Below are 19,116 nucleotides of genomic sequence, written 5' to 3'. Positions count from 1 at the left end.
ATTAACTGTTACTCCGGGTAATCTTCGCAGGTAACAACGTCGCTCCGCCAGGGACGAAACGGTACCGGCACGCATCCGTCACCTGATCAGCGAATTTGATCATGGTGGGGCGGCGGCGGAAGGGTCCCGAGGCCCGGCGTCGACTCCGGCCAGACAAGAAAAATTTGGCACGGTGCGTGATCGACGACGAATCGCGTGTGGTGCCCGAGACTGCGCGGCCCCAGCCGGCTGCGGTCACCGTCGCGGGCCAGCACCAGAAGATCCACATCGGCGCACGCGGCCACCACCTCACGCTCCGGCCGGCCCCGCCGTACTTCTCGGGCGGCGTCCCGGCCGAGCCGGGCCGCGGCCGCGTCGAGCAGCTCGGTCCCGGCCTGGGCCAGCAGAAACTCGCCCTGATCGGCCGAGCCGGAACGGCCCAGTAGACCCACCGGGCCACTCAGCGCGGCGGCCGTGGCGACATCCACGACGTGCAGCAGCGTCACGTCCCCGGGCAGGGGGCGCACCGCATCGACACAAGCCGCCCAGGTGCCCTCCGCGACCCACACCAGGATCCTCACACCCCAGACACTCGCAGACTCACCCACAGTGACGCCACCCCGACAATCAAGCAGGCCGGCACGGTGAGTGCACCCAGCCGCAGAAATTCACCCGTCACGGGCGGGTGACCACTCTTGTGCAGGATCTGCCGCCACAAAAGAGTGGCGAGCGAGCCGACGTAGGTCAGATTCGGCCCGATGTTGGCGCCCAGCAGCACGGCCAGCACCAGACCGGGACTGTGCGCGGTGAACGGCAGCAGCATCAGGGTCGCCGGCAGATTGTTGAGCACGTTCGCCAGCAGCGCGGCCAGGAAGGCCATGGCCAGCAGGCCGAGCAGGTCGGCGTGGTGCGGCGCGACCCGGTCGACCAGCGCGCCGAAGCCGCCCCGGCTCACGCCCAGCACGACCACGCCCAGCGCCAGGACGAAGACGCAGAAGCCGGGATTCGCCTTCCGCACCAGGGTGGGCACGCCGACCCGCAGCCGTACGGCGAGCACGAGCGCCCCGGCCAGCGCCACCCACGCCGGGTGGACGCCCAGCGGGGACGCCAGCGCGAATCCGGCCAAGGTCACGCCGAGCACCGCCAGGGCGAAGCGCGGGGCCGGCACCGCCTCGACCGGCGGCCGGTGCGGCGGCGTGGCCAGATCGTCGGCGAAGAAGCGGCGCAGGATGACGTACTCGACGGCGATGACGGCGAGCCAGGGCAGCGCCATCAACCCGGCGAAACCGAGGAACGACAGGCCGGCCGCGGACATCGCCAGCAGGTTGGTGAGATTCGACACGGGCAGCAGCAACGAGGCGGAATTGGCCAGGTGGTTGCAGGCGTACACGTGGGGCTTGGGCCGGATGGCCAGCGCGGAAGCGGTGGTGAACACGACCGGCGTCAGCAGCACGACGGTGGCATCGAGGCTGAGCGCGGCGGTGACCGCGGCCGCGATGACGAACACCAGGCCGAGCAGCCGCCGCGGCGAACCCCCGCTCCAGCGGGCCGCGACCGCCCCGGCGAACCGGAAGACCCCGCTCCGGTCGGCCAGGTACGCGAGCAGCAGCACCGCGGCGAGGAACGCCACGGTGGGACCGAGATCACCCAGCTCGTGGAGGGCATCGCGCCACGACACGAGCCCGAGCACGACAGTGAGCACCGCCGCCGGCACGGCCCCGACGGCCTCGGGCAGACCCCGGGGCCGTACGACAGCAAAACCGAGCACCGCGAGGAGCAGCACTAACGAGATCGCGGTGGGCACGATTGGGCACCTTACGGCTAGTCGCGGCGCCCCGCACACCTCGCGTAGCGTCCCCATCATGCTTCGTCGATGGGGTCAGGCCGTCCTGTTCCTGGCGCTCGGCGCCCTGCTCTGGATCCTCGAGGGGTCGGTGTTCTACTTCCTGGCCTTCGCCCTGGTGGCGGCGTTCGTGTCGCCGCTGATCTTTCCACGGTCGATGCCGGCCGCGGAGGCCCAGCGCCGCAGCGCCGCGGACGGCCGCGCCGTCGTCTACTGGCGGCCGGGCTGCCCGTTCTGCATGCGCCTGCGCGCGGTGCTGGGCGTCACCTCACGCCGCGCCTACTGGGTGGACATCTGGAAGGACCCGGAGGGTGCGGCGGCGGTCCGCGCGGTGGCCGAGGGCAACGAGACCGTCCCGACGGTCATCCTGGCCGGGAGCCCACACGTGAACCCCGACCCGCTGTGGCTGCGGAGCCGGCTCCGCGCCGGCTGACCAGCAGGTGCAGGACGACGAACGGCACGACCCCGACCGGATACCAGGCGACGTCCACCCAGTCGAAGCTCGCACCGAGCACCAGCCGCGCCGCCGGACTCCGCTCGGACAGCGCGGCGGGAACGCCGGTGAGCTGCGAGAACTCCACAGCCCAGCAGAACGCGACGGCGAGGATCCCGGCCCGGACGGGCGGAGCCGCCGGCCACAGCAGGAAGACCCCCGCGTAGATCATCGAGGCGTAGAGCGCCGTGCCGGACCACTGTTCGAGCCCGCCGTCGCTCACCGACCGAATCCCGAAGGCGAGCCCGACGATCACCACGACCGCGGCGAGCGCCGCCAGCCGTCCCCGCATCACGTGCCGCGGATCGTGAAGGTTCTGGACACGCCACCCACCGCGTAGTCGTCGCCCGGCGCGTACACCCGGTAGGAGTAGGTGGTCTTGCCCTGCGGCGTGGCCACGAGAGTGAAGCGGCCGCTGTCCCGCACTTTGGCGGTGCTGACCTTGCGCCAGGTCTTGTCCGCGTACAGCCGCTGCAACTGCATGACCTTGCCCCGGTGCAGGGGGGTGGCCCGGCCGTTGACGTTGACGTTCTCACCGACCGGCGCCGACTTCGCGGCCGGCGCCGCACTGACGGCATACCGCTGGGTGCGCACGTGCCCGCCGTCCGAGGCGATGACCGTCATCGGGTACGGCATGGTCGGCTGGTCGACGCCCGGCACCCAGGCGCACTGCACCCACTGCCACTGAGCAGCACTGAGGGTCCGCTGATACGTGCCGTCAGCGCGGGTCCGCACCGTCGTGACGCTGCCCGGCTCGGCGCAGCCGTTGTCGAAGCTCAGCCGCAGCGACAGACCGGCCCAGGGCTGGCCGGTGGTGGTGTCCCAGGCCCGGATCCGCTGAGTGACCGGCTTACCGGCCGGAGCAGGCTCCGGCGAGAACGTCATGTCCAGCCCCGGCCGATGCGAACTCTGAACGTGGAGGCTGGGCGTGTCGACCAACATCCGCGGATCGGTGTTCAGCACATTGGCGTAGGTCTGATCCACGGCATAGATGCCGATCGGCTGGACCGCCCCGCTCCAGGCCGAGGTGACCGGAAGCGTGCCGGTCCAGATCCCGTCCTTGTCGGTGCCCTCGGTCAATCTCAACAGAACCAGGGAATTCTGCGAGACATTCAACCGGAGCCAGGGCGACGCCAGCTCCTGACCCGGCAGATACTCGACCGGCTGGACGCCGGTCTCGTCGGTCAACCGCACCCGCACGCCCACCAGCTGTGTTTGAACGCCGGACACGGTGACGGAGGTGCGATCCAGGCTGATGGACTCGAGCCGGGGCGGCGCGGTGTCCGCAGCCGGGGCGGCGGATGCCGGCCCGGCGGGAATGAGGGACAGCCCGAGAAGGGTGGCTGCCAGCGCGACGAAAGACGTTCGCATGATGCGAACTGTACGGACCACGCGCCGCCCTGTCCGACCCCTCTGAAGGACCGGAAACCGCGGAACGGGAGCACGATGACGGAGCCCTGCCTCATGCCGGAGCTGCTGCGCCGGGCGCACCCGGGGAAGGCCAGCCGGCCGTGTCCGGAGCGGCCGCCGCGGTGAGAAGCGGGGCAAGCCGGGTGCCAACCACCGTGCGCCAGGGCCGGCACCTTCGGAGGACTGCTGCGGTCGCGCTCGTTTTTACGATGCCTGAGAACGATAAAATTCGTTATCGTCGTCCCGGCTGCAGACGCCCTGCGTGGTGCACAGCCGGATGATGACCAAGCTGATTCCGCCGGACGGGGCATTCTGAGTGAAATTGAAAGAGACCGGGGGCAGGCCGCTGTACGCGATCCTGGTGGTGGTGTAAGCCGCCGCTGTCCCGCCGGTGAGGTAAAAGAAGAAGCGGACCTGGCTGTAGCCCCCGGTCACATGGTCATCCACTTCACCTTGAATACCGACGGAGCGGTTGTACCAGGTGATGCTGCCGTGTGAGTTGGCTGCTGTCACAGCCACGCCGAAAGTCGAAGTCGGGTACGCGGCATTCGCCGGCGTGCTCTGCAGGCCGACGCCGACCATCGTCAGGGTGCAGTCATGATCGCCGATGTCTTTGCCCCAGTCAAACAGCACGTCGGGACGATATTGTCGGCCCATCTTGCCTGTCACCGCCTGCGGCTGAACGCCAGAGACGCTCATCCGGGCTGCAGATTGGGAGGTCTAGCCGTTCTTGTGCACCTGTATGAACTTCTCCTGATCACGCGTTAACGCCGCCCCGCTGAAGTTGGCACTACTTATCTCATTGGAAGAAAGCTTTGCTTCGTGCAGGTGGGCGAACCGGAAATCAGCGTCCTTGAGGCGTGCTCCGCTGAGGTCCACTGCACGCATCCAGGTGTGATTGAAGGTTGCGCCCTTCAGGTGACATCCGCTGAGGTCCGCTTCCCCCAAGTCGGAATAGTCCAGCCACGCGTCGTTCATCACAGCTCCAGAAAATCGGAGCCCGTGCAGATATGCACGGCGAAGATCGGTAGCCACGAGGTTCAGCGTGGGCCGCTCTTCACGTATTGGCCGGCGACCAAGAACCGTCAGAGCTGTTTGGACGTCACTGGCCAACAAGGGAAGGCCGTCAGGGGGTCCCGAGCCGCGCTGCCAGTCAGGATCAAAGGTGCGTGTGCCGCCCTGCTGGGCGTGGTTACGCACGAAGGCGCCGAGCACCTCCACGATGGGTTGATGGTCTATGGCGGATTCACGGAGAAGACGTTCCAGCGCGTATATCCCGCCAATCCGGACGTCTACCGCCGAATTTCCGAGTTGATCTACCGCGCCACGGAACCTGTCAGTGAGGTGACCCTCGCGGTTCAATCGCAGGGTGCGAGCGGTGAAAATGAGTCCGATGAGCAGAACGATCCCTGCACAGAGCTGCACAAGCGAAGTTCGAACGTCACTCATGGCCTTTAAGCGGTCGTTCGATATGCCCGGCGCCGTCAACCACAGCGGAATCAGCCAGACGACAAGGACCGCCAGCAACGCAGCGAAAGCTCCAGCTGTCGCAATCAACGCGAACCTGCGTGCTGCGCCCATGCATTGAGTATGGCGACGGAACCTGTCGAGGGACAGTCTCGCCTGCTCCAGCAGTGCCGACCCGACTCCGAATGTCGCCGACATCTGCACGGCCGGGACCGCCGATCCCGGCCGACTGAGACCAGACAGAGAGACGCCCGGCTCCTCGTGTCGAGGTGCCGGGCGTCTGCCCTGCTTGCTGGCGGTGGTGAAGGGATTTGAACCCTTGGAGGGCTTGCACCCTCACACGCTTTCGAGGCGTGCTCCTTAGGCCGCTCGGACACACCACCGCGCAGTAGATTACCGGATGGCTCGGGGGGCTCGCCGCCGGGTTACCCACCCGGGTAAAGCGCGAGGTCGTGGCACCTCCGCCGGGCCCGCCTGGCAGGATCTCGACCATGAGTGTGCACATCGGCGCGCAGCCGGGCGACATCGCCGAGCGGGTCCTCCTACCGGGTGACCCCATGCGGGCGAAGTGGATCGCCGAGACGTTCCTGACCGATCCCGTCTGTTACACGCAGGTGCGGGGCATGCTGGGTTTCACCGGCACCTGGCAGGGCGTGCGGGTCTCCGTCCAGGGGTCCGGCATGGGCATGCCGTCGGCCTCGATCTACACCCACGAGCTGATCAACGAGTACGGCGCGAAGTCGCTGATCCGGATCGGGTCGTGCGGGGCGCTCGCCATGGACCTGAACCTCGGTGACGTCATCGCCGCGATCGGGTCCGCGACCGACTCGAACATGAACCGGGTGCGGTTCGACGGGCTGGTCGACTACGCGCCGGTGGCCGACTTCTCGCTGCTGCGTACCGCGGCCGATGTCGCCGACCGGCGCGGCGTCGCGCTGCGGGTCGGCCCGATCCTGGCCGCGGACGCCTTCTACACCGACCGGCCGGACCTGTACGACACCCTGGCCGACTACGGCGTGCTCGCCGTCGAGATGGAGTCGGCCGCCATCTACACGATCGCGGCCCGGTACGGCGCCAAGGCGCTGACCATCCTGACCGTCAGCGACCACATCAAGCGCGGCGACAAGATGGATTCGGCCCAGCGCGAGCAGGGCTTCTCCGACATGGTGCAGATCGGCCTGGACACCGCCATCGCCTGAGCCCGGGAGAAGGGCCTAGCCGCGGAAGAAGTCCCGCAGCAGCGTGGCGCATTCGTCCTCGAGGATGCCCGCGTAGACCTCCGGCCGGTGGGTCACCCGGCGGTCGCGGACCACGTCCCAGAGCGAGCCCACCGCGCCCGTCTTCGGCTCCCAGGCGCCGAAGACGAGCCGGGACACCCGGGCCAGCACCAGCGCCCCGGCGCACATCGTGCACGGCTCCAGGGTGACAACAAGGGTGCAGCCGGTCAGCCGCCAGCTGCCGGTCAGGACGGCGGCCCGCCGCAACGCGATGATCTCCGCGTGCGCGGTCGGGTCGCCGGTCAGCTCGCGTTCGTTGCCGGCCGCGGCCAGCTCGACGCCGTCCGGGTCGTAGACGACCGCGCCCACCGGCACGTCCTCCGCCGAGGCCGATGCGACCGACAGCGCCCGTCGCATCCAGGTCTCGTGCCGGGGGCGGAGCATCAGACCTCGCGCAGCTCTTCCAGCTCGTCGCCGCAGCCGAGCCGCTGGCAGATCTCCGCGGTCACGTCGGCCGGGAGCATGCCTTCGAGCCCGCAGAGCGTCAGCAGCCGGTGCGAGCTGATCCCCAGGTCGGCGAGCAGCTCGACGTCGCCCACCGGGTCGGCGTCGGGGTCGGCGGCCGGCCGGTCGTCCTCGTCGTCGTCATCGGCGCGCGGTGCGGCCAGGTCGTCCAGTTCCAGCGCCGGCGTCTCCACGTCGGCGAGCAGCAGAGCGCCCAGCCGCGACTCGTCGGCGAAGGCCGAGTCGGAGCAGAACACCCGGACGTCCTCACCCTCGTCCAGGCGCAGGATCACCAGATACTGGTCGTCGGCCTCGACGAACAACAGCGACAACTCGGCGTCCGGCTCGGCGTCACGCAGCCGGTCCACCACCTCGTCGAGGTCGGCGACGCCGGTGAGCTGGAGCTCGGATGCCGTCCAGCCGTTCTTGCCCCGGGCGACGGCGGCAGCGAAAGTCGACACGAATCCCCCCACGAAACCTGCGGTCCTCAGCGCCTGACGGTAGCCGGTGGTGCGCCGCTGGTGCCGCGCCACGCCCCGAAGGGAGTAGCTCAGTTGGCGTGGCGGCGGCGATTCGCGATCAGTTCGCGGAGCCGGGCGCCGCGCAGGCGTTGCGGCTGGCTGTGCTCGCGGGCGGACTTGGCATCGGCCAGGGCGGCCAGAAGCTCCAGTCGGCGACGGCGACGATCGGGGTCGAGCCGCTGCGGTACGTGGGCCATGAGGCCGAGCGTGCCCAGCCGCGCGACGTTCGTCAAGGCCGAGTGCGCTGCGCCACCACAGGGGCACGGTTCGTCGATGACAAGGGGGTGCAGAGCTGGACATTCACCACAGCGGCCAGTCGCTCGTGGAGATCCACCGGGCCGTGACGAAACCACCGGCGATGGACAGGCCGAGGCCCGCCGCGAGACCCACGCCGGTGGCGACGCCGCGATCGCCCAGCACCGCCAGCACGATGGCGACCGCCCAGGCGGAGACGGCCGCGGTGAGCGTCCACCACGCGTAGCCGGCCAGGTCGCGGCCGAGGCTGCCGAACAGGGCGAACCAGACCAGCGTCGCGCCCACGCCGGAGAGCAGCGGGGCGACGGCGATCGGGTGCGGCTCGCGGTAGACCGGCCGTGGGGGCAGCCCCGGGGGCGCGGACGGACGGTCGGGCAGCCAGCCGGCGGGTGGCTGTGCCGCCGCGGGCCAGGCCCCGTGCTGTTCGGCCATGTCGCCTCCATCCGGCGGGGTCGGACGATCCCCCGGCCAGCCTATCCACCCCCGCTGGGTCTGCGGGATCTGTTGGCGTCTGCCAGGATGGCCCGGTGCTTTCCCTGCGTACCCTCTCGGTCCTGACCGTCGCGGCGTTCTCGCTCGCGGCCTGCGGCTCGCCCAGCGATGCGCCCACAACCACCAGCGCGCCGCAGTTCCTGGAGCCCTCGCAGTCGGCTGCTCCCACGCCGAGCCCCGGCGTCCCGGAGAAGGCGCCGGCGGGCACCGTGACGTCCTCGGCCACCCCGAAGAAGACGCCCAGCAAGGCGCCCACGACGGCGCCGGCCGGGCTGAAGTACACCTTCCCGGTCAAGGCGTCCAACGTGGCCTTCCACACTACGCACGCGAAGTATCCGGCGACGGACATCTTCGCCGACTGCGGCGAGACCGTGGTGGCGACGACCAGCGGCGTGGTGCTCGAGGTCAGCCGCAAGGACGCGTACGTGAAGGGTGCGCCGGACGGCCCGCTCAACGGTGGTCTGTCGGTGTCGATCCTCGGCGACGACGGCGTGCGCTACTACGGCTCGCACCTCAGCAAGATCCAGACCGGGATCAAGGCCGGTGTCCGGGTCAAGAGCGGCCAGCAGCTGGGCAAGGTGGGTCACACCGGCAACGCCAACAACGTCTGCCACCTGCACTACGGCATCTCCCCGCCGTGCGCCAAGACCGGTGACTGGAAGGTCCGCCGGGGTGTGGTGTGGCCGGCGACGTTCCTCAAGTCCTGGCGGGCCAAGGGCAACAAGAGCCCGGTGGCCACGGTCGCGAAGTGGAAGAAAGCGCACAACTGCAAGGCCTGACGCACAGCACAGGGCCGCATCCCTCGCCCAAGAGATGCGGCCCCGCCGTGCGGATAAGGCTTTCGGGATCGGCTCAGCCGAACTGCGCGAAGCGTTTCTGGGTTCGCCCGCCGATCGTCGTGAAGGCGCCGCCCACGGCCAGCGCGCCGAGGCCGGGTTGCACGGCCATGGCCAGCACGCCCTCGACGCCGTTGGCGTCGGCGGTCCAGTCGCGCAGGTGGCCGTCGGTGATGGCCAGGGCGGCGAGCTTGATCCGGTCGTCAGAGCCGTCCAGGCAGGTGCCCTGACTTCCGGTACGCGCGGTCCGGCACGCCCGGTCGAAGTGCCCGCCGACGTAGACGGTGTCGCCCAGCACGCCGATCGCCTGGGCGTTGCCGTCGAAGGTGGCCGTCCAGCGCTTGCCCCCGGTGGTGCTGTAGCTGCTGGCCGCGCCGCCCTGGCCGCCGTGCGCGGTGTAGACGCCGGTTGAGGTGACCGCCACGGCGAAGGTGATCACCGGGGGCCTGGGCTTGAAACCGGTGACGATCGCGGCCGACGACGGGTCCAGGGCCACCAGCCGGTCGTACCCGCTGGTGCCGTTGACCTTGTGGAACTTGCCGCCGGCGTAGACCCGGCCGCCGCCGGTCGCCAGCGCCTCGACCTGGTCGTCCGCGGTCGGCTTCCACCTGCTGTCCAGGGCCCCGGTGGTCAGGCTGAAGGCGGCCAGCCGGGTACGGCTCTGCCCGTCGACCTTGGTGATCGAGCCACCGAGGTAGAGCCGGCCTCCGGTGGCGGCCAGCGCGTACGGGCGGCCCTCGATGGTGTGCTTGAAGGTGCCGGCGACCGCGCCGCTGCGCCCGTCGAGCCGGGCCAGGCTGTCGCGTCGCCGGCCGCCGATGGTGGCGAAGTCCCCGCCGACGTACACGGCTGACCCGCTGGTGGCGATCGCCTTGACCCGGCCGTCCGCGACCGGCGCCCAGGGCAGCAGCTCGCCGGTGACCGCGTTGATCGCGGCGAGCCGGCTGCGTGCGACCGCTTTGCCCTTGACGACGGCGGCGGTGAAGTCGCCGCCGACGTAGACGGTGCTACCGGAGTACGCGACAGCCAGCACCGTCCCGTTGAAGCTCGGCACGGCGTCCGGTGATTCCGACGGTGCGGCCTGCGCCGGCGCGGCAAGCATGGCGATCGTCGCGGCCATCACGCCGATAAAAGCAGCTTTGTCCCTGTACGTCACATGATCACCGTAAGGGCGGCGATCATCCCCAACCAGTGGCGAAACGGACCAAAACCGACAGGTCCGTACGGCTGATGCCGATCGTGTGCGAGAGTCTGCCGCGTGAACGTCGCAGTCATCGGCCTCGGTCTCATCGGCGGCTCGCTCCTGCGGGCCCTGGCCGCCCACGGGCACCACGTGGTCGGCTACGACGTCGGCCGGCCGACCCGGGAGGCCGCGCGGGGGCTGGCCAAGGCGGCCGAGCTGCCGCCGTCCGCCGACCCGGGCACTCGGAGCATCGTCATCAAAGGCGAGTGGCAGGTGGCCGAGAGCATCCCGGAGGCCGTCGCGGACGCCGAGCTGGTCGTGCTGGCCGTACCGCTCCCGGCGCTGCCCGGCGTGCTGGCCGAGCTGGCCGGCCACCCGGGCCTGATCACCGACGTCACCTCGGTCAAGGGTCCCGTGCGCGACCTGCTGGGCGGCCGCCGGTTCGTCGGCGGGCACCCGATGGCCGGCAAGGAGTCGTCCGGCTTTCTCGCCTCCGATCCCCACCTGTTCGACGGCTGCGCCTGGGTGCTGTGCCTGGAGGAGGACGGCACCGACCTGGCCGACTGGCTGGCGCTGGCCCGCCTCTTCACCACGCTGGGCGCCCGCGTCGTCCCCGTCACCGCCGCCGAGCACGATCGGGCGGTCGCCGAGATCAGCCACGTGCCGCACCTGCTGGCCGCCGCGCTGAGCACGGTGCTGGCCGGCAGTCCGCTGGCGGGCACGCTGGCCGCCGGCTCGTTCCGGGACGGCACCCGGGTGGCCGGCACCCGGCCGGAGCTCATCGCGGCCATGTGCGGCGGCAACGCCCCGGCCGTCCGGGAAGTGCTGGACGGGATCGTCGCCGATCTGCAGAGCTACGGCCGGGAGCTGGCGGCGCCGGATCCGATCGCGGCCCTCACCGAGCGGCTGCGGGTGCCGAGCGACCTGCGCCGGGCCTGGCCCGCGGCGCCCGGCGAGCCGGCCGAGCTGACACCCGAGCCGGGCGCCTTGCTCGCGCTGGGCCGGGCCGGGGGCTGGGTGACGGCGGTACGCGACGACCAAGTCTCGACAATGCGGCCAGGAAGTGACCGCAATGGTTCCTAAGCTGAGGCGGTAAGCCGGACAACAGGACAGGAGACAGGTCATGCCTGGTCAGGTCGGTGCCATCGCCAACGAGCAGGAGGGTCTGCTCGCGTACCTCGCCCAGATGCGGTACGTCGTCAAGCTGACCGCGTACGGCCTCAGCCCCGAGCAGTTGCGAGCCACGCCCACGGCCAGCCTGCTCACCGTCGGCGGCCTGATCAAGCACTGCGCGTCCACCGAGGAGGGCTGGATCGACGTCGTCCGCCGGGAGCCCCGCGAACTGGACTACCGCGCGTACGAGGAGAACTTCGCGCTCAGCGACGGCGAGACGATCGACGAAGTCTTCGCCCGGTACGACCGGATCGCCGCCCGTACCGAGAAGACCGTCGCGGAGATCGGCGACCTCGACCACCCCGTGCCGGTCGACCACTCGGTGCCGTGGAACCCCCAGGACCTGGACAACTGGTCGGTGCGCTGGGTGCTGCTGCACCTCATCCAGGAGACGGCCCGGCACGCGGGGCACGCCGACATCATCCGGGAGTCGGTGGACGGCGGGACCGCGTACCCGATCATGGCCGCCGCCGAAGGCTGGCCCGAATCGCCCTGGATGAAGCCCTGGAAGCCCGCCTCCTAGGGCCGCTCGCCGCGGTCGAGGCGGATCACCCGGCGGTCCGTCACGATCGCGGTCACCAGGTCGTGCGGGGTCACGTCGAAGGCCGGGTTGACCGCGGCCGCGTAGTCGGTGACCTCGGCCGCGCCCCGGTCCTCGATCTCCACCGCGGCGCCGTCCGGGGTGTCCAGGTCCACAGTCGACTCCGGGGCGACCACGACGAACGGCAGGCCGGCCCGCCGGGCGCCGAGCGCGTGCGCGTAGCTGCCGACCTTGTTGATCACGTCGCCGTTCGCGCAGATCCGGTCCGCGCCGAGGATCACCGCGTCGGCCTCGCCCCGGGCCAGCAGGAACGGCCCGGCCGAGTCCACCGCGACGCGGAAGTCGATGCCGGCCTCCCGCAGCTCCCACGCGGTCAGCCGGGCCCCCTGCAGCAACGGCCGGGTCTCACTGGCGATGACCCCGGCCAGCGCGCCCCGGCGATGCAGCTCGGTCACGACCCCCAGGGCGGTGCCGCCGGTCACCGCGGCCAGCCCGCCGGTGTTGCAGTGGGTCAGCAGCCGCGGCCGCGCACCGCACAGCTCGACCATCAGGTCAGCCCCGAGAGCGGCCATCGCGGTCGAGGCGGCGATCTCCTCGTCGCGCACCGCGCACGCCTCGGCCAGCACGGCCTGCGGCCCGGCGGCGAGCAGCGCCGCGGCCCGCCGGGCCCCGCGGGCGAGGTTCACGGCAGTCGGCCGGGCATGCTCCACCAGCTGTACGGCGTCAGCCCGCGCCCGCTCGTCCCCGGCGAACTGCCGGGCGGCCAGCGCCACCCCGAAAGCCCCGGCCACCCCCAGCGCCGGCGCCCCGCGCACCGCCAATGACCGGATGGCCGCGACCAGCTCGGCGACCGTGGTGAGCCGCAGCAGGCGCACCTCACCCGGCAGCGCCGTCTGGTCGATGATCTCGATGGCGTCGTCCACCCAGTCGATCGTCCGCATGGCCGGAGCCTAGCCAACCGGCTCAGACGACCGAGCGGTCCGCGATCCGGTCCAGCACGCTGAGCAGGGCGTCCCGGCTCTCGCCGAGCTGCTCCCCGGTCCAGCGCTCCTCGACGGTGACCGTCACGCCGGCGTGGGTGCGCAGCTCCGCCTTCATCGGGGTGCGCTTGGTGACGGTGGCCGCGACGATCTCCTCGTACGGCAGGAACCGGAAGCGGGTCGCGAGCTCCTCCACCGGCCCGGACGTCAGCAGGGCGCGCAGCCGGTCCTTGCCGTTGTCGGTCGACTTGGGCGCGGGCACCAGGACCAGGCCCCGGTCCAGCAGCACCAGGTCGGTGTGCAGGCCGTCGACCTTGAGATTGGCCATCGCGCCGACGATGTCGGAGCCGCTCGCGGTGGCCCGGCGCTCGACGATCGCCGCCGCCTCGACCCGGATGCCGGCCTCGGCCAGCCGGGCCCGGGCCTGCTCCAGCGTGGCCGGCGAGACGGCCAGCTTCGCGATCTCCTCATAGTCCAGCTCGGCGCCGTGCGCGTCGACCAGCGTGACCGGCTCGGTCCACGAGTGCCGCCAGTACGCCGCGCCGGAACGGACCGCGGCCAGCGTGAACAGCATGTCCATCGCGCCGACGAACTTGTCGGCCGCCTCCTTGCGGGTGGCGTCCGGGTAGAACTCCTCGGCCAGCTCGCCCAGCCGGCCGGCCGCCACCAGTTCGAAGAGGGTGCCCAGTCCCGGGTCCTCGGTGCCGGTGAGCCGGCCCAGCGAGCGGAACACCCGGTCCGCCTTGCGCTGCAGGCCCGCGGTGGTCGCGGCCGCGGTGAACTGCGGCCAGGGCAGCACCTGGCGGCTGCCGATGTCGACGACCTCGCGCTGCAGGGCGATGCCGGCGGTGGTGATCGAGGGCACCAGCATCGCGGCGGGCCGGCCGTCCACCGGGTGCGCGACCTGCGGCGCGGTCCGCATGAGGGCGATCCGCTCGGCCTGCGACGGGTGCGTGTCCCAGCGGGACCGGTGCTGCTCGGGCTGGTCGTCACGCAGTTTGGCGAGCTCCTCGTGCCGGGCCGCGACGAGCCGGCCGAAGCCGCCGAAGAAGTCGTCCGGCGCGAAGCCGGCCTCCCAGCCGTGGTTGATGTACCGGTCGAAGTAGAAACCCCAGGCTGCGTCGATCACCGGCAGTTCCCGCAGCGCGGCGACGGCCACGTCGGGACCGGCGACCCGCACCGAGGCCCGGTCGGCGTCCAGCTCCTGGCGGCGCGAGACGGCGTTGTCGACCAGCAGGTAGAGCCGGGCGTAACCGCGGAAGGTCCAGCCCACCGGGTTCCACGGGCCGATCCGGCCGATCGTGTGCCCGATCGCGAGCCGCCCCCGGTACGCGACCGCGCCCAGCCGGGTGTGCTTGCCGGAGTAGTGGCCCAGCTCGTGCGCGACGACCGAGCGCAACTGGTCGACGCTCATCGCCTGCAGCAGCGGCATGCCCAGGTACAGCCGGCGCCGGCCGCCGATCAGGCCGAGCAGCTTGGTGTCCTCGCTGACCGCGGCGTTGACCTCGGGCACCAGCCGGATCTCGTCGGGCGTACGGGTGCCGACCTCGCCGGCCAGCTGGTGCACCAGGCCCCAGAGCTCGGGAGCGTCGTGCGGCGCGACGATCAGGCCGTGCAGCGGCTCCGGCTGGGTCCGGATCGCCCGCCACAGCCCGACGACGGTGGCGCCCACCGCGAAGAGCAGCGGCAGGCCGAGTTTGATCCCGACACTGGCGTTGCCGACGGTCGAGATCCACACCACCAGCGCCAGCACGGCGACGAGCTGGAGCAGGGCGACGACATAGAAACCGAGCAGCATGAAGACGGACGCGGCGGCGCGCAGCATGGTGTTTCCTCCCCGTGGCACCGCCCGTCTGCACCGGCGGCGCAGGGAAGATACCGATCTCGATCTTCGCCGGCAACCCCTTCCGACCAGGTCCGTGCGCGTCTACCATCCCGTCCGGAGCCGAGGAGGACTCATCGCCATGTGGCCGTTCAAGCGCGCCGGCAGGTCGGCTGCCGTCATCGACCCCTGTCTCGGCGACGGGACCGCCCGGCGGCTCGACGAGGCGGCCGGCCGCGGCGACTGGTCGACCGTCTCGGCCGTGCTGACTCCGGTCGTGGATCAGGACCTGCGGGCCTTCTACGTCGGGGTGCTGGCCGACCGCAGTGGACCGCAGGCGTGGATCGGCAAGTGGCTCGCCGCCGAGCCGGAGTCCGCGCTGCCGCACCTGGTCAAGGGCGCGCACGCTGTTCAGTGGGCGTGGGAGGCGCGCGGCAGCGGGACGGCGAGCACGGTCTCCGAGGAGCAGTTCGCCGCGTTCTTCCGCCGTCTCAAGATCGCCGAGGACAGCCTGGACGAGGCGGTGAGCCGCGACCCGGCGGACGCCACCGCCTGGGCCGAGCTGATCACCACGGCGCTCGGCCGCCGGCTCGGGCTCGACGAGGCGGAACGGCGTTTCAAGGAGGTCGTCGCCCGGCACCGCTGGCACCGGGCGGCGCACGCCCGGATGCTCCAGCAGAAGTGCGCCAAGTGGGGCGGCAGCGACGAACTGGCGCTGACGTTCGCCCGCGACACCGTCGACCTGATGCCGGCCGGCTGCTCGCTCGGCTCGATGGTGGCGGTGGCGCACTTCGAGGCGGCCCTGCAGGCCGACGGCAGCGCCGAGGACTACCTGTCCCGGCCGGAGGTGCGCGCGGAGGTGCACGCGGCCGCGGACAAGTCCGTCCGGCACCCGGATTTCCGCCGCATCCCGGGACACCAGACCGCCGACGGCTGGTTCGCCCTGGTCTTCCACCTGGCGGGCGACCACGCGGCGGCGGCCGAGCGATTCGACGCCATCGGTGACCTGCCGACCGAGCTGCCGTGGGGCTACTACCGCGACGCCGGACGGGCCTACAACCGCTACCGCGCGAAGGCATACCGCGCAGCCGGCCGCTCCTGACAATTAGTCTGGCGCCATGGCATCTCGTGATCCAGTCGCTGATCTGCGGCGTATCGCCTTTCTGCTGGAACGGGCGAACGAGGCGACGTACCGGGTGAAGGCCTTCCGGTCCGCGGCCGCGACGGTCGCCGCCCTGCCCGCCGCGGAGCTCGCCGAGCGGGCGACCGCCGGCACGCTGTCGGAGCTGTCCGGTGTCGGCGACGTCACCGCCCGGTGTGTCGCCGAGTCGCTGAACGGTGAGGAGCCGGTCTACCTGCGGCGGCTGGCGGCCACCGAGGGCACGGATCTGCAGGGCGCCGCGGCGGCGCTGCGTGAGGCGTTGCGCGGCGACTGCCACGCCCATTCGGACTGGTCCGACGGTGGTTCGCCGATCGAGGAGATGGCGCTGGCCGCGGTCGAGCTCGGCCACGAGTATCTGGTCCTCACCGACCACTCGCCCCGGTTGACCGTGGCCCACGGGCTGACCGCCGCGCGGTTGCGGCGCCAGCTCGACCACGTGGCCAAGCTGAACGACGCGCTGCCCGACGGCTTCCGGATCCTCACCGGCATCGAGGTGGACATCCTGGCCGACGGCTCGCTGGACCAGGAGGACGAGCTGCTGGCCCGCCTGGACGTGGTGGTCGGTTCGGTGCACAGCAACCTGCGCGACGACTCGGCGAAGATGACCCGCCGGATGCTGGCGGCGATCGAGAACCCGCACCTCGACATCCTGGGCCATCTGACCGGCCGCAAGGTGGCCGCGGCCGGGGCCGGCGACAAGGGGCACCGGGCCGGGCGGACCCGCCCGCCGAGCGACTTCGACGTCAAGAAGGTGCTGGCCGCGTGCGTCGAGCACGGCAAGGCGGTGGAGATCAACTCGCGGCCGGACCGGCTGGATCCGCCCAAGCGGATGCTGACCGTGGCGGTGGAGGCGGGCTGTCTGTTCAGCATCGACACCGACGCGCACGCGCCCGGCCAGCTCGACTGGCAACGGTACGGCTGTGAGCGCGCGGCGCTGTGCGGCGTACCGGTGGACCGGGTGGTGAATTCGTGGCCGGCCGACCGCCTGCTGGAGTGGACCGCCGGTCACTCCGGCGGCAATTAGGGGCCGCACCGCGCCGGTGGCTCCCGTAGGGTCGGCGCGTGGGACAGATTGATGACCTCGCCAACAATTACGTCGACGAATGGGCTCCGCTCAACCCGACCGGCGCCACCTTCATCGGCGTGGCCGGCCACGACGCCGAGCTCGACGATCTCTCGCCGGAGGGCTTCGCGGCCCAGGCCGAGCTGACCCGGAGCACGCTGGCCCGGCTGGACCCGCTGGAGCCGGCGACCGAGTCCGAGCACGTGGCCAAGGACGCGATGCAGGAGCGTCTGGGTCTCGAGCTGGCCCGCTACGACGCCGGTGACATAGCCAGCGACCTCAACGTCATCGCCAGCCCGCTGCACGGGCTGCGGATGGTGTTCGACCTCATGCCGACCCAGGGCGAGGAGGCGCTGGCCAACATCTCGGCCCGCCTGGCGGGCTTCCCCCGGGCGCTGGAGCAGTACAAGCGGACTCTGCTGGAGGAGGCCGCCCGCGGCAACGTCAGCGCGCGGGTGCAGATGGTCGAGGTCGCCGAGCAGTGTGACGCCTGGACGGACCCGGCCCGGGACAACTTCTTCCACCGGCTGGCCGACGGGCTCGGCGCCGACGGCACGCTCGGGGCGGAGCTGCAGCGCAACGCGGCGGCCGCCACCGCCGCCACGGCCGGCTTCGGGGAGTTCCTGCGCACCGAGCTCGCCCCGCACGGCCGCGACAAGGAAGCGGCCGGTCCGGAGCGCTACGCCCGCGCCTCGCAGTACTTCCTGGGTGCCCGCGTGGACCAGCAGGAGACGTACGCCTGGGGCTTCGAGGAACTGGCCCGGCTGGAGCGCGAGATGCGGGTGGTCGCGGCGGAGATCGCCGGCCCGGGCGCGAGCGTCGACGAGGCGGTGGCGGTGCTGGACGCCGACCCGGCCCGGCGCATCCCCGGCAAGGAGGCTTTCCGCGACTGGATGCAGGCGCTGGCCGACAAGGCGGTGTCGGCGCTCGACGGCACCCACTTCGACATCCCCGAGCCGGTCCGGGCCATCGAGTGCTGCCTGGCCCCGACCAGTGACGGCGGCATCTACTACACCGGGCCCAGCGAGGACTTCAGCCGGCCGGGGCGGATGTGGTGGGCCGTGCCCGAGGGGATGACGGAGTTCTCCACCTGGCGTGAGGTGACCACCGTCTACCACGAGGGTGTGCCGGGCCATCACCTGCAGATCGGCCAGACGATCTACCGGGCCGAGCTGCTCAACCGCTGGCAGCGGCTGCTCTGCTTCTGTTCCGGCCACGCCGAGGGCTGGGCCCTGTACGCCGAGCGCCTGATGGACGACCTCGGTTACCTGGCCGACCCGGGTGACCGGCTGGGCATGCTCGACGGTCAGGCGCTGCGGGCCAGCCGGGTGATCGTCGACATCGGCATGCACCTGGAGCTGGAGATCCCGCGGGACAACCCGTTCGGCTTCCACCCCGGTGAGCGCTGGACGCCCGAGCTGGGCTGGGAGTTCCTGCGGGCGCACACCCGGATGAACGAGGAGGTGCTGCGCTTCGAGTGGAAGCGGTACCTGGGCTGGCCGGGGCAGGCGCCGTCGTACAAGGTCGGCGAGCGGATCTGGTTGCAGGCGCGCGAGGATGCGAAGGCACGCAAGGGCGCCGACTTCGACCTCAAGGTCTTCCACCGGCAGGCGCTCGATCTGGGCGCTCTGGGTCTGGATCCGCTCCGGAAGGCGCTGGCCCGCCTCTGACCGCTTGATCCACACCAGCCAGAACGGCCCGCCCGGCCTTCCACCGGGCGGGCTTTCTCATGAAATCGTCCGCATCGCGAGACGGACACCGTGTCCGTCTCGCTACTCTCCGTGTCATTTTAGCGCTACGTAAGGTGTTCGTTACCGAACGGAGACAATGCGGGAGGGCGCCATCGGCTTCCATTGTGGAACGCTTTCCTTGCTACCCGGCAAGCGCCGAACGACCCTACGAAGTTCGTTCGCCGCGCTGTGAACGGCGACCCCCGAGCATTCTTTTCTATCCGTCCCGGTGCTGGCAGAGGCCGGTTTCCGTCCTGCGGTACAACCACCGCGCCCCCGAGGCGTATCCCCCGATCAGCCGAGCCAACTCTGACCCTTGGAAAGGGGTCGCATGATTATTTCTCGGATAGATTGACCCGGATCGGTGCGCCCGCTTGGCTACGGAGGGTAGCCGCCAAAACGGTCTATCGCGGATGCATGGCGGAGGAATTGGCAATGTCAGTCT

At 70.9% G+C, this 19,116-nt stretch carries 21 protein-coding genes and 1 tRNA gene; 8 read left to right on the top strand and 14 right to left on the bottom strand.

The annotated features are described in order from the left end of the window. Positions 1 to 86 precede the first annotated feature (86 nt). Positions 87 to 560 (bottom strand): universal stress protein, encoded by a 474-nt coding sequence (locus ACWEOZ_RS11905; RefSeq protein ID WP_451910721.1) that lies wholly within the window; start codon positions 558 to 560, stop codon positions 87 to 89. Beyond that, positions 557 to 1,783, bottom strand: a complete 1,227-nt coding sequence (locus ACWEOZ_RS11900) for an ArsB/NhaD family transporter (RefSeq protein WP_451910720.1) — start codon at positions 1,781 to 1,783, stop codon at positions 557 to 559. Before ACWEOZ_RS11900 ends, ACWEOZ_RS11905 begins: the two co-directional genes overlap by 4 nt. Before the next feature lie 58 nt (positions 1,784 to 1,841). Here ACWEOZ_RS11900 and ACWEOZ_RS11895 point away from each other — a divergent pair, with 58 nt between their 5' ends. Continuing rightward, a complete protein-coding gene (locus ACWEOZ_RS11895; protein WP_451910719.1) occupies positions 1,842 to 2,255 on the top strand; it encodes a glutaredoxin domain-containing protein in 414 nt (137 codons plus the stop codon). Here the strand turns inward: ACWEOZ_RS11895 and ACWEOZ_RS11890 are convergent. The 5 genes from ACWEOZ_RS11890 to ACWEOZ_RS11870 all read right to left on the bottom strand — a co-directional run bounded on the left by ACWEOZ_RS11890 (position 2,185) and on the right by ACWEOZ_RS11870 (position 5,575). Then, a complete protein-coding gene (locus tag ACWEOZ_RS11890; protein WP_451910718.1) occupies positions 2,185 to 2,607 on the bottom strand; it encodes a ribosomal maturation YjgA family protein in 423 nt (140 codons plus the stop codon). The two genes, ACWEOZ_RS11895 and ACWEOZ_RS11890, sit on opposite strands and share 71 nt — an antisense overlap. Then, a complete protein-coding gene (locus tag ACWEOZ_RS11885; protein ID WP_451910717.1) occupies positions 2,607 to 3,686 on the bottom strand; it encodes a hypothetical protein in 1,080 nt (359 codons plus the stop codon). Before ACWEOZ_RS11885 ends, ACWEOZ_RS11890 begins: the two co-directional genes overlap by 1 nt. A 243-nt stretch (positions 3,687 to 3,929) precedes the next feature. Next, a complete protein-coding gene (locus tag ACWEOZ_RS11880) occupies positions 3,930 to 4,424 on the bottom strand; it encodes a hypothetical protein (protein WP_451910716.1) in 495 nt (164 codons plus the stop codon). Positions 4,425 to 4,445: 21 nt separating this feature from the next. Then, positions 4,446 to 5,306 carry a pentapeptide repeat-containing protein gene (locus tag ACWEOZ_RS11875; protein ID WP_451910715.1) on the bottom strand — a complete coding sequence of 287 codons (861 nt, stop codon included), beginning with the start codon at positions 5,304 to 5,306 and terminating at the stop codon, positions 4,446 to 4,448. Positions 5,307 to 5,485: 179 nt separating this feature from the next. Next, positions 5,486 to 5,575, bottom strand: a tRNA-Ser gene (locus ACWEOZ_RS11870). Between the two features lie 108 nt (positions 5,576 to 5,683). Here ACWEOZ_RS11870 and deoD point away from each other — a divergent pair. After that, positions 5,684 to 6,391, top strand: a complete 708-nt coding sequence (gene deoD / locus ACWEOZ_RS11865) for a purine-nucleoside phosphorylase (RefSeq protein WP_451910714.1) — start codon at positions 5,684 to 5,686, stop codon at positions 6,389 to 6,391. A 15-nt stretch (positions 6,392 to 6,406) separates the two neighbouring features. Here deoD and ACWEOZ_RS11860 read toward each other — a convergent pair whose 3' ends face one another. The 4 genes from ACWEOZ_RS11860 to ACWEOZ_RS11845 all read right to left on the bottom strand — a co-directional run bounded on the left by ACWEOZ_RS11860 (position 6,407) and on the right by ACWEOZ_RS11845 (position 8,121). Next, positions 6,407 to 6,853: a nucleoside deaminase gene (locus tag ACWEOZ_RS11860; protein ID WP_451910713.1), complete on the bottom strand. Its 447-nt coding sequence runs from the start codon at positions 6,851 to 6,853 to the stop codon at positions 6,407 to 6,409. Continuing rightward, positions 6,853 to 7,374, bottom strand: a complete 522-nt coding sequence (locus ACWEOZ_RS11855; RefSeq protein ID WP_451910712.1) for a tRNA adenosine deaminase-associated protein — start codon at positions 7,372 to 7,374, stop codon at positions 6,853 to 6,855. Before ACWEOZ_RS11855 ends, ACWEOZ_RS11860 begins: the two co-directional genes overlap by 1 nt. A gap of 89 nt (positions 7,375 to 7,463) precedes the next feature. Continuing rightward, positions 7,464 to 7,667, bottom strand: coding sequence for a hypothetical protein (locus tag ACWEOZ_RS11850; RefSeq protein ID WP_212987928.1), 204 nt, complete (start codon positions 7,665 to 7,667; stop codon positions 7,464 to 7,466). Positions 7,668 to 7,734: 67 nt separating this feature from the next. Next, positions 7,735 to 8,121: a hypothetical protein gene (locus tag ACWEOZ_RS11845; RefSeq protein WP_451910711.1), complete on the bottom strand. Its 387-nt coding sequence runs from the start codon at positions 8,119 to 8,121 to the stop codon at positions 7,735 to 7,737. 95 nt (positions 8,122 to 8,216) lie between these two features. On the opposite strand from ACWEOZ_RS11845, the gene ACWEOZ_RS11840 reads away from it, so the two are divergent. Continuing rightward, positions 8,217 to 8,960 carry a M23 family metallopeptidase gene (locus ACWEOZ_RS11840; RefSeq protein WP_451910710.1) on the top strand — a complete coding sequence of 248 codons (744 nt, stop codon included), beginning with the start codon at positions 8,217 to 8,219 and terminating at the stop codon, positions 8,958 to 8,960. 73 nt (positions 8,961 to 9,033) lie between these two features. Here the strand turns inward: ACWEOZ_RS11840 and ACWEOZ_RS11835 are convergent, their stop codons facing one another. Next, positions 9,034 to 10,137 carry a hypothetical protein gene (locus ACWEOZ_RS11835; RefSeq protein WP_451910709.1) on the bottom strand — a complete coding sequence of 368 codons (1,104 nt, stop codon included), beginning with the start codon at positions 10,135 to 10,137 and terminating at the stop codon, positions 9,034 to 9,036. 138 nt (positions 10,138 to 10,275) lie between these two features. Here ACWEOZ_RS11835 and ACWEOZ_RS11830 point away from each other — a divergent pair, with 138 nt between their 5' ends. Both ACWEOZ_RS11830 and ACWEOZ_RS11825 read left to right on the top strand, forming a co-directional pair. Next, the gene (locus tag ACWEOZ_RS11830) at positions 10,276 to 11,283 is read left to right on the top strand and encodes a prephenate dehydrogenase (RefSeq protein WP_451910708.1); all 1,008 of its coding nucleotides are present in this window, start codon (positions 10,276 to 10,278) and stop codon (positions 11,281 to 11,283) included. A gap of 40 nt (positions 11,284 to 11,323) precedes the next feature. After that, positions 11,324 to 11,896: a DinB family protein gene (locus ACWEOZ_RS11825; RefSeq protein WP_451910707.1), complete on the top strand. Its 573-nt coding sequence runs from the start codon at positions 11,324 to 11,326 to the stop codon at positions 11,894 to 11,896. On the opposite strand, the gene mtnA is transcribed toward ACWEOZ_RS11825, so the two are convergent. Continuing rightward, positions 11,893 to 12,855: an S-methyl-5-thioribose-1-phosphate isomerase gene (gene mtnA, locus ACWEOZ_RS11820; protein ID WP_451910706.1), complete on the bottom strand. Its 963-nt coding sequence runs from the start codon at positions 12,853 to 12,855 to the stop codon at positions 11,893 to 11,895. The two genes, ACWEOZ_RS11825 and mtnA, sit on opposite strands and share 4 nt — an antisense overlap. A 22-nt stretch (positions 12,856 to 12,877) precedes the next feature. Next, positions 12,878 to 14,719: a M48 family metallopeptidase gene (locus tag ACWEOZ_RS11815; RefSeq protein WP_451910705.1), complete on the bottom strand. Its 1,842-nt coding sequence runs from the start codon at positions 14,717 to 14,719 to the stop codon at positions 12,878 to 12,880. Positions 14,720 to 14,858: 139 nt separating this feature from the next. Between ACWEOZ_RS11815 and ACWEOZ_RS11810 the strand changes: the two genes are divergently transcribed. The 3 genes from ACWEOZ_RS11810 to ACWEOZ_RS11800 are packed head-to-tail and all read left to right on the top strand — an operon-like array spanning position 14,859 to position 18,611. Beyond that, positions 14,859 to 15,818, top strand: coding sequence for a hypothetical protein (locus ACWEOZ_RS11810; RefSeq protein WP_451910704.1), 960 nt, complete (start codon positions 14,859 to 14,861; stop codon positions 15,816 to 15,818). Between the two features lie 16 nt (positions 15,819 to 15,834). Continuing rightward, the gene (locus tag ACWEOZ_RS11805; protein WP_451910703.1) at positions 15,835 to 16,902 is read left to right on the top strand and encodes a PHP domain-containing protein; all 1,068 of its coding nucleotides are present in this window, start codon (positions 15,835 to 15,837) and stop codon (positions 16,900 to 16,902) included. A gap of 38 nt (positions 16,903 to 16,940) precedes the next feature. Beyond that, entirely contained in the window at positions 16,941 to 18,611 is a 1,671-nt protein-coding gene (locus ACWEOZ_RS11800; RefSeq protein ID WP_451910702.1) for a DUF885 domain-containing protein, read from the top strand. Positions 18,612 to 19,116 lie beyond the last annotated feature (505 nt).

This window comes from Actinoplanes sp. NPDC004185 (genome assembly GCF_053603475.1).
The sequence above is the reverse complement of the archived record's forward strand: the minus strand, read 5'-3'. Positions and strand labels throughout refer to the sequence as shown.